This is a genomic window from Brenneria tiliae, assembly GCF_023347575.1.
Lineage (GTDB): Bacteria > Pseudomonadota > Gammaproteobacteria > Enterobacterales > Enterobacteriaceae > Brenneria > Brenneria corticis.
The window spans coordinates 658,528-668,036 of the sequence record NZ_JAKPCB010000103.1; the positions used below are offsets into that span (position 1 = coordinate 658,528).

The 9,509-nt window shown below is 58.5% G+C and carries 9 protein-coding genes and 1 pseudogene; 4 read left to right on the forward strand and 6 right to left on the reverse strand.

Going from position 1 to position 9,509, the window contains the following annotated elements:
• The first annotated feature begins 8 nt into the window (after window positions 1-8).
• Window positions 9-920 carry an ROK family protein gene (locus MFP24_RS23880; protein WP_249232194.1) on the forward strand — a complete coding sequence of 304 codons (912 nt, stop codon included), beginning with the start codon at window positions 9-11 and terminating at the stop codon, window positions 918-920.
• Between the two features lie 30 nt (window positions 921-950).
• Here the strand turns inward: MFP24_RS23880 and MFP24_RS23885 are convergent, their stop codons facing one another.
• The 5 genes from MFP24_RS23885 to nifH are packed head-to-tail and all read right to left on the reverse strand — an operon-like array spanning window position 951 to window position 5,908.
• Window positions 951-1,616 carry a NifB/NifX family molybdenum-iron cluster-binding protein gene (locus MFP24_RS23885; RefSeq protein ID WP_249232878.1) on the reverse strand — a complete coding sequence of 222 codons (666 nt, stop codon included), beginning with the start codon at window positions 1,614-1,616 and terminating at the stop codon, window positions 951-953.
• 49 nt (window positions 1,617-1,665) lie between these two features.
• On the reverse strand, window positions 1,666-1,881 hold the full coding sequence (nifT, locus tag MFP24_RS23890) for a putative nitrogen fixation protein NifT (protein ID WP_249232193.1): 216 nt from the start codon (window positions 1,879-1,881) through the stop codon (window positions 1,666-1,668).
• Between the two features lie 59 nt (window positions 1,882-1,940).
• Window positions 1,941-3,506: a nitrogenase molybdenum-iron protein subunit beta gene (gene nifK, locus MFP24_RS23895; RefSeq protein WP_249232192.1), complete on the reverse strand. Its 1,566-nt coding sequence runs from the start codon at window positions 3,504-3,506 to the stop codon at window positions 1,941-1,943.
• A gap of 58 nt (window positions 3,507-3,564) precedes the next feature.
• Window positions 3,565-5,013 (reverse strand): nitrogenase molybdenum-iron protein alpha chain, encoded by a 1,449-nt coding sequence (nifD, locus tag MFP24_RS23900; protein ID WP_249232191.1) that lies wholly within the window; start codon window positions 5,011-5,013, stop codon window positions 3,565-3,567.
• Between the two features lie 10 nt (window positions 5,014-5,023).
• Window positions 5,024-5,908: a nitrogenase iron protein gene (gene nifH / locus MFP24_RS23905; RefSeq protein ID WP_249232190.1), complete on the reverse strand. Its 885-nt coding sequence runs from the start codon at window positions 5,906-5,908 to the stop codon at window positions 5,024-5,026.
• A 304-nt stretch (window positions 5,909-6,212) separates the two neighbouring features.
• Here nifH and MFP24_RS23910 point away from each other — a divergent pair, with 304 nt between their 5' ends.
• A complete protein-coding gene (locus tag MFP24_RS23910) occupies window positions 6,213-7,433 on the forward strand; it encodes a M20 peptidase aminoacylase family protein (RefSeq protein ID WP_249232189.1) in 1,221 nt (406 codons plus the stop codon).
• 262 nt (window positions 7,434-7,695) lie between these two features.
• Window positions 7,696-8,889, forward strand: a complete 1,194-nt coding sequence (locus tag MFP24_RS23915) for a serine hydrolase domain-containing protein (RefSeq protein WP_249232188.1) — start codon at window positions 7,696-7,698, stop codon at window positions 8,887-8,889.
• Between the two features lie 44 nt (window positions 8,890-8,933).
• On the opposite strand, the pseudogene MFP24_RS23920 reads toward MFP24_RS23915, so the two are convergent.
• A pseudogene (locus tag MFP24_RS23920) lies at window positions 8,934-9,149 on the reverse strand (type II toxin-antitoxin system RelE/ParE family toxin); the annotation flags it as partial.
• Between the two features lie 56 nt (window positions 9,150-9,205).
• Between MFP24_RS23920 and MFP24_RS23925 the strand changes: the two are divergent.
• Window positions 9,206-9,509 (forward strand): transposase (locus MFP24_RS23925; protein WP_249232187.1); only part of this gene is annotated, 304 nt, incomplete at its 3' end.

Sequence of the window (9,509 nt, forward strand, 5' to 3'; positions counted from 1 at the left end):
AGGAGACAATGGCATATTTAGGCCTGGATATCGGCGGCACAAAAATTGCCGCCGCGGTGCTCGATGAAAATGGCGCGGTGCTGCTGCAACAGCGCACCGCCACCCGCAAAGAGAGCTACGCCCAGTTCCTGAGCGACGTGTGCCGGATAATCGCCGCGCTGCAGGGCAGGTTTAGCGTTCCGTTGTCGATCGGCATCGCCCTGCCGGGCGGCGTTTCGCCGCTTACCGGGCTGATCAAGAACTCCAACATTCTGCCGCTCAACGGCCGGCCGCTGCAGCAGGATTTGCAGCGGCGCCTGAACCAGCGCGTCGCCATCGCCAACGACGCCAACTGCTTTACCCTGTCTGAAGCCCTGGACGGCGCCGGCAAGGGCCACCGCATGGTGTTTGGCGTCACGCTCGGCACCGGCTGCGGCGGCGGGCTGGTGATCGATAGGCAGGTGATTGCCGGCGGCCACGGCAATGCGGCTGAGTGCGGACACAACCCTTTGCCGGGTTACGATCCGGCCAGGGATGGCCCCGCCGCCCACTGCTACTGCGGGCAGCGCAACTGCGTGGAGTCTTTTGTTTCCGGCACCGGGCTTGCCGAGCGTTATTTGTCGCTTACCGGACGCAAAGCCACGGCGCAGGACATCGTGGCGCTGGCGGAATCGGGGGACGCCGCGGCCGCTCGTCAATTTGATCTCTACCTCGACCAATTGGCCAGAATGCTGGCAACGATAGTGAATTTGATCGACCCCGATGTGATCGTCTTCGGCGGCGGGCTTTCCAATGTAGCGGCGCTATACCGGGACATCTCATCGCGCGTGGCCGCTTATACCTTCACCGATCGGTTCTCTACCCCTATCGTGCAGGCGGTTCACGGCGACGACAGCGGCGTACGGGGCGCGGCCTGGATGGGTAAAGAGATATCCGCCTGACGGGCACGGCATCGCCCGTCGGCTTATGGTTCAAAAACCGAACTCCCGACGCTGCAGCGGGTTGTCTTTTCCCAGCCGTTTCGCCAGCCAGGGCGGCATATGCTCGGCGATCATCTTTTGCAGGGCCTGTAATTGCCCGTCGATGGTGGTGGCCGCGGGAACCTTGATCGGGTGAATATTATGGCGGATCACCCTGGCCGCCGCCGGCCCGCCGATCGACTCGCAAAACAGCAGGTGGCAATCGCTCAGCAGGCGCAGGCGCCCTTCGTTCCCCTCCTCCCCCTCCTGCGGCTGATAACGCCGCAAGGCGCTGAGAAAAGGCCCTTGCCGATCCCAGGCGTAAATAAAGAACAGGCGGCACTGGCCGAAGTGGCCGTTAATCGTCAAACCGTTGCTGGAAGCGAACGCCACCTGTAGCTGTTGTCCCTGCTTGCGTTCGGACTGTTCGGTTAAATGAGGCGGAAGATTGCCGTGCAGGCAATCCATGATTTGCTGCCAGCGGGCAACGGTAAGTACGCTGTTATCAACGGGTAAATGGCGGGATAGCTCATCCAGCGACAGGGCGGACAGACGCTCCAGCGTCAACGCCTCGTCGCAGGTGGCTTCCAGCCAGTTAATCAAGGTGGCGGGGGCAATTTCCGGCAGCAGCTGCGCCAGGGCGAACAGCCGCCAGAAAAGTAAATCGTCCCGTGTCAGGCTCATGAGCATCTCCGGTGTTTATCGCGATCGTCGCGGCGATCGACGGTTAGCTGGCATATTTTTTGGCGCGCAGGGTGACGGGAAACGTGGGCTTCGCCGTCAGCGGCGTAATAAACCAGTCCTCCCCCCCTTCAAGCCGGAGCCGCCCGCCCCAGCGATCGGGCTGGTCGAACTCCAGAAACGTGACTCTGGCTTCCAGATCTTTTTTGGCGATATAACAATGTATGCCGTCAGCGCGCTGACGAAGAATGATGTTGGCCATGCGCCCTCCTGTGGGTCGGCAAAAGCCGCGCCGTACGCCGATACAGCGCGGCGCTAGCGTTAGCGAACCAGGTCGTAACCGTAATCGGTTTTACCCAGCGCCATGGTGTCGCCGTCGAGTTTTTCCAATATGGCGTTTACCAGCGTGGTCAGCATGGTCATCGCGCCTTCATAACCCCAGGTGGTCGCCCGGTGTAAATGGTGGCGATCGAAGATCGGGAAACCGATGCGGATCAGCGGAACCTCAAACTGGTCGCCTTTGGCTTTGGTGTCGCGCTGAATAAACTTGCCGTAGGAGTTGCCGATCATAAAGTCCGGCTGGCGGGTGAACATCAGCGAGCGGAAATGCCACAGATCGCAGTTGATAAACACCTCGCTCTCCCGGCCGTAGGGAGACGACTCCAGCAGTTTGTTCATCGCTTTCTGCCAGCGCTTGTTGCCGTTGTGGCAGAGGATCACCGCCGGTTCGCAGCCCAGCTCCATAAGGAAGCGGGTGAGCCCCATCAGGAAATCGGGATCGCCGTAAATGCCGAAGCGTTTACCGTGCAGCCAGGTATGGGAGTCCAGCATCATATCCACCAGCCGGCCGCGCTCCAGCGCCAGCGCCTCCGGAATGGGCTTGCCGGTCAGCTGGCTTAGGGTCATCAGAAAGTCGTCCGTGGCGGCCAGTCCCATCGGCACCGCAACCTCCGTGGCCGGCTGCCGCCAGTCATCCTTCACCACTTTTTTGCTTTTGACCAAATGCCAGGGTTGCAACAGCAGCGTATCGATGGCGTTGGGCGCATCGCGCATTTCAGCCTGGGTGGTACCGCCGGCATACAGGCGATAATGGCCGTCGGCCGGGGTATCCAGCACGTCCGACGGGTCGGACAGCAGCGAATACGGCACCGCCATCTGCGCCATCATGCGTTTCAGTACCCGGTAGTTGCCGAGATAGGTGTCAAAGCCGGCGACCAGATTGATTTTGCCGTTGCTGCCGGGCTGATACCCCTCGACGCCCTGGGTAAAGGTGCGGGCGAACCCTTCGAACATATTGTCCCAGCCGGTGATATGGCTGCCGATAAAGCTGGGCGTATGGGCGTAAGGCACGGCAATGGCGTCATCCACAAAGCCGTCTTTTTTGGCATTGCTGATAAAGGCCTGCAGATCATCGCCGATCACCTCCGCCATACAGGTGGTGGAAACCGCGATCACTTCCGGCTTATACAGCGCGCTGGCGTTCTGTAGCCCCTGGTTCATATTGTTGTTGCCGCCGAACACCGCTGCGTCTTCCGTCATCGAGTCGGAGACGCAGGCCACCGGCTCTTTAAAGTGACGGTTGAAATAGGTGCGGAAATAGGCGACGCATCCCTGGGAACCGTGCACATAGGGCAGCGTTTTTTCAAACCCGAGCGCGCAGAGCACGGCGCCCAGGGGCTGGCAGGCTTTCGCCGGGTCCACGGTCAGCGCCTGGCGCTGAAAGTTCAGCGCCTCATATTCCGGGGTCGTCGTCCATTCGAAGACCTCCCGCACGCGCTCCTTGCCGTGCCCCTCTTCCAGCTCGCTTTTGCTGGCGAACAGCGCCTGATATTCCGGCTGTTCAAACAGCGGATAACAGGCTTTTACTTTCTCGGTATTCTGGCTCATCGTATTCTCCTCCCGCGCCACAAATCGGTGAACTGACGGGACAAAAGGATGTCGGGCCTCAGGCGGATTGCAGCCAGGGCGCGCGTAGCTGTGTCCAGCAAGGGTTGTTTAGCGTCATATCCATATCGCGGGCGAAGATGGCGAAGCCGTCATAGCCGTGATAAGGGCCGGAGTAATCCCAGGAGTGCATCTGCCTGAACGGCATGCCCAGCTTCTGGAACACGTATTTTTCCTTGATCCCCGACCCCACCAGGTCCGGCTTCAGGCGTTTGACGAACTCTTCCAGCTCATAGGTGCTGAGATCGTCAAACAGCAGCGTTCCCTCTTTCAGGTCGGGCAAGGTGCGGTCGTAGTCGTCGTTATGGGCGAACTCGTAACCGGCGGCCATAATCTCCATACCGAGATCTTCATAAGCGCCGATAACGTGGCGCGGACGCAGTCCGCCGACGTACAGCAACACTTTTTTCCCCTCCAGCCGCGGGCGGTATTTGGCGATTACCGCGTCGGTCTGCGCCTGATAACGGGCAATTACCGCTTCCGCATTCGCCTGAATGGCGCCGTCGAACAGGGCGGCGATTTTACGCAGCGAGGCGGCGATCTGCGTCGGACCGAAGAAGTTGTACTCCATCCACGGAATGCCGTATTTCTCTTCCATATGGCGTGAGATGTAGTTCATCGAACGGTAACAGTGCACCAGGTTGAGCTTCACCTTGGGCGTTTTTTCCATTTCCACCAGCGTGCCGTCGCCCGACCACTGGGCGACCACCCGCAGCCCCATCTCCTCCAGCAGAATACGGGAAGACCAGGCATCGCCGCCGATGTTGTAGTCGCCGATGATGGCGACGTCATACGGCGTGGCGGCGAAAGGTTGATCGTCGCGGGCGGGCAATACCCAGTCGCGGATCACATCGTTGGCGATATGGTGCCCCAGCGATTGCGATACGCCGCGAAATCCTTCACAGCGCACCGGGATCACCGGCTTGCCGAGCTGCTCTTTCGCCGAGCGCGCCACGGCTTCAATATCATCGCCAATCAGCCCCACAGGGCACTCTGACTGAATGCTGATCCCCTTGGTCAGCGGGAAGAGCAGTTCAAGCTCATCAATCAGCTGGCGCAACTTTTTGTCGCCGCCGAAAACGATGTCTTTCTCCTGAAAGTCCGAGGTGAAGTTCACCGTGCCGAAGCTGTCGATACCGCTCATTCCGGTGTAATAGTTACGCCGCCCGGCGCGGGAGTACTGGCCGCAGCCAATCGGCCCGTGCGAGATATGCGCCATATCCTTGATCGGCCCGAAAACCACCCCTTTCGAGCCGGCATAGGCGCAGCCGCGCACCGTCATCACGCCCGGCTGGGACTTGCGGTTGGAAATAATGCATTTCCCCACCGACTCCATCCCCGGCTCAACGGTCATAATATGCTTGGCGCGCTCTTTGCGGGTTTTATCTGGGAAGACCTCAAGCACTTCCTGAATCAGCGCCTGATTCCGCTGTATAATGGTGTCTGTCATATGATGTTCCTCAGGCGGACGCCGCTTCTTCCGCCGCGGTTTTACCGATAATGGCCTCGTTTTCTTCATCGAGGATCCCGAACTCCATCAGCAAAGCCTCCAGCTCATCCATGGTCACCGGCGTCGGGACCACCATTTTGCCGTTGTTGACGATCTTGCTGGCCAGGGTGCGGTACTCGTCCGCCTGTTTGCAGGTCGGATCGTATTCGATCACCGTCATCCGGCGGATTTCGGCGCGCTGTACGATGTTGTCGCGCGGGACGAAGTGGATCATCTGGGTGCCGAGTTTGTCGGCCAGCGCGATGATCAGCTCATCTTCCCGGTCGGTCTGGCGGGAATTACAAATCAACCCGCCCAGTCGTACCTTGCCGGACTTGGCGTATTTGACTATCCCTTTGCAGATGTTGTTGGCCGCGTACATCGCCATCATTTCGCCGGAGCAGACGATATAGATCTCCTGGGCCTTGTTTTCACGAATCGGCATGGCGAACCCGCCGCACACCACGTCGCCCAGCACGTCGTAAAACACGAAATCCAGATCGTCTTCATACGCGCCTTCCTCTTCCAGAAAGTTGATGGCGGTAATCACCCCGCGCCCGGCGCAGCCGACGCCCGGCTCCGGACCGCCGGACTCGGCGCAGCGCACGCCGCCATAGCCGACTTGCAGCACGTCTTCCAGCTCCAAATCTTCCACCGAGCCGACTTCGGCGGCCATTTCCATAATGGTGTTTTGCGCCTTGGCATGCAGGATCAGGCGCGTTGAATCCGCTTTGGGGTCGCAGCCGATAATCATCACTTTCTTACCCAGTTCGGCGAGCGCCGCCACCAGATTTTGCGTGGTGGTGGACTTGCCGATCCCACCTTTGCCATAAATCGCACACTGACGTATTGCCATGATCTATTCCTCTTGCACCGTGAATGTCCCTTTTATCTTGCAGGGGGCATACCAGCCGTATATAACGTGTCAATATATTGATAAGTAATGATATTTTATATTGAGGATTCGACCGGGCGCGGGGGGTTAGATACAATAACGTGACTAATTGTTGTAAAGAAGACAAAGGCGACAGGATAAATTCGGGCGAATGTCGAGTGCAACCGGTCATGATAATCCGCTATGAAATATAACAAGACGGTATTTATGTTCGCCTAACCCTTCAACTACCTTTGATTCAACTCATCATTAAATGGTTTTCGCTATGTCTGAACATTCTGACTGTCGTAACGATCCGTTCGACCAACAACTCATCACCTGGCGACGAGAGTTGCATCAATACCCGGAACTATCCAATCAGGAACAACAAACCACCGTTAAAATTACCCGCTGGCTAAAAAAGAAAGGCATTCGTTTACTGCCGCTGGCGTTAACGTCCGGCGTTGTGGCGGAAATTGGCGACGGCCCCGGTCCGATCGTCGCGCTGCGCGCCGATATCGACGCCCTTCCCATTGAAGAACTGACCGACGTGGCTTTTCGTTCGCAGCACGCAGGCGTGATGCACGCCTGCGGCCATGATTTTCACACCGCGGTGATGCTCGGCGCCGCCTGCCTGCTGAAAAAGCGCGAACAGGCGCTGCCCGGCAAAGTGCGCATTCTTTTTCAGCCGGCGGAGGAGGTTTCCACCGGCGCTTTACAGCTGATCGGCGCCGGCGCGCTGAACGACGTTTCCGCCATTTTCGGCTTACATAACGCTCCCGAGCTGCCCGCCGGCACTTTCGCCAGCCGCAGCGGCGCCTTTTACGCCAACGTCGACCGCTTCTCCATCAGCGTAACGGGCAAAGGCGCCCACGCCGCCAAACCTGAAGAAGGGATCGATAGTATCGTCACCGCCTGCAATATTGTGAATGCCTTGCAAACCTTGCCCAGCCGCAGCTTTAGCTCGCTGGAGTCGCTGGTTATCAGCGTTACGCGCATCCAGGGCGGGAACACCTGGAACGTACTGCCGCAAACGGTGGAGCTGGAAGGCACGGTGCGCACCTACAGCACCCGGGTCCGCGAGCAGATTCCCGCGCGTATCGAGCAGTTGATTAACGGCATTACCCACGCTCTGGGGGCGAAAGCGCGGTTGAACTGGCAGCCGGGACCGCCCTCCGTGGTCAATACCCCCTACTGGGTGGATTTCAGCAAGAAAATCGCCCATGATGCAGGTTACAAAGTGGAAAACGCCGAGCTGCAAATGAGCGGCGAAGACTTTGCGCTCTATCTTCAGCAGATACCGGGAGCCTTTGTCAGCATTGGATCGAATAGCGAGTTCGGACTGCATCATCCGCAATTCAATCCGGACGAAAGCGCAATCTCCCCGGCGGCGCGCTATTTCGCCCAGTTGGCTGAAGCGGCATTGCATCAACAGGCGGCGTTGAATCATGCGTCACCGCCGGTGGTACAACTTAATAACCGACACAGCAAAAATATCTCCGTCTAATGAAAAGAAAACGTATCCTGATCCCTTTGATCACACTGGTGTTGTTTATCCTCTATCTTAACCGCGATGCGCTTAATCCTTTCGCGCCCGACTGTAAAAACATTCCGGCCGGAACGCCCAAGCCCGCGGAATGTAAGCCGAAAGTCGTTGCGCCCGGCTTTGAGCTTTAACGCCGGGCCGTATTAGAAAATCGATGAATATGCGCAACTGAAGGGGTATATTTTCCTTTATCCGCGCAGCGTATGAAAACCAGGAGCTGGTCATGTCACAAATCTCGCCGCCGACTATCGGCAACGCAGCCGCCAACCAAAACCTGCCCGCCCGGCTGAATGCCGTGATTGATCAAGCCATTGCCGAACAGCGTATCGTCGGCGCCGTGGTTCTGGTCCGCCGGCATGGCGAAAACCTGTTCCACCGCGCCGCCGGCCTGGCCGATCGGGAGTCCGGGAAGCCAATGACGGAAGACGCGCTGTTTCGTCTATCGTCGGTGACGAAACCCATTGTGGCGACGGCGGCGATGGTGCTGGTGGGGCAAGGAAAGCTGGGGCTTGATGAGGATATCCGCCGATGGCTGCCCGATTTTCAGCCGCGGCCGGCAAACGGCGATATTGCGGTAATCACGCCGCGCCGGTTGCTCAGCCATACCGCCGGACTGGGCTACCGTTTTCAGGAAAGCGACGATCGCGGACCTTACGCGCGCGCCGGGATTTCCGACGGCCTGGATAACGCGGATATTACCCTGGCGGAAAATCTGCGCCGGCTGGCAAGCGTACCCTTGCTGTATGAACCGGGCCGGGAATGGGGATATTCACTGTCGATGGACGTGCTGGGCGCGGTTATCGAGCGGGTTTGCAACCAGCCGCTGGGAGACGCCGTTCGGGAACTGGTCACCGGTCCGCTGCGGATGGACGATAGCGATTTTTATGTGCGCGATGCCGAACGCCTGGTAACCCCTTACGTTAACCACTCGCCCTCGCCCCGCCGTCTGCAAGAAGGGGAGATTATTCCCTTTGACGAAAACGCCGTCGGCGTTCGTTATTCGCTGGCGCGGGCGTACAATCGGCAGGCGTTTCCATCCGGCGGCGCCGGGATGGTCGGAACCGCCGGGGAGATATTAACGCTGCTGGACACGCTGCGCCAAGGTGGTTCCCCTTTGCTTTCCGCCGACCTGGTTGACGAAATGGGCCGCGATCAAATCGGCGGGCAATCTCTGCCCGATGCGCCGGGCGTCGGCTTCGGGCTGGGCTTCTCCGTACTCGTCGATCCCCAGGTAGCGGGTTCCCCGGAGTCCGCCGGCACCTGGCGCTGGGGCGGCGTCTACGGCCATTCGTGGTTTGTCGACAAAACCCAGGGCCTAAGCGCGGTGGCGCTCACCAATACGCTGTATGAGGGGGTTTCCGGCAGCTTTGTCGCCGACCTGCGGGATGCTATTTATGGCGTGGGGAGCGGGGATTGATTGGCGCTTTGCGGGCTTTTTGAACTATTGCTAATACGGTGCGTTCAGTCGATTTCATCAGACTCCAAGTCGCTTTCATAGTCCTGGTCACCGTGCCATATTCCCACGATGGTGACGGCTTCGTCCTCTTCTTCTACCATGAAGGCGATCACCGTTCTCTTGCGATAGTTTGTCACCCGCAACCCGGGCAGGATATCGTCGCGCCGGTTCCCCCGATGCGGAAACTGCGCCAGTGATTCGCAGTAGTTAACCACGCTTTCGGGAGTGTTAGAAATTCCGTGTCATTCCAGTAATATATCCCAAAAAGGAATGATACATGACCCAACCTTTCGATTTCGACAAAGCGCTGAAAGCGCTCCAGTCTGGCCAAGCCCTGACCGGGAAAGACGGCATCTTAACACCGTTAATCAAACAGTTAACCGAAGCGGCGCTGGCCGCTGAACTCGACTCCCATCTGGCTCAGGATGTGGAAGCTAATCGGAAAAATGGCTCAGGAAAGAAAACCGTCAAAGCCACTACCGGCTCTTTTGAACTGGCCACCCCGCGTGACCGCAACGGCACATTCGAGCCTCAACTTGTCAAAAAGCACCAGACCACCCTGTCGGACGAGATTGAGCAGA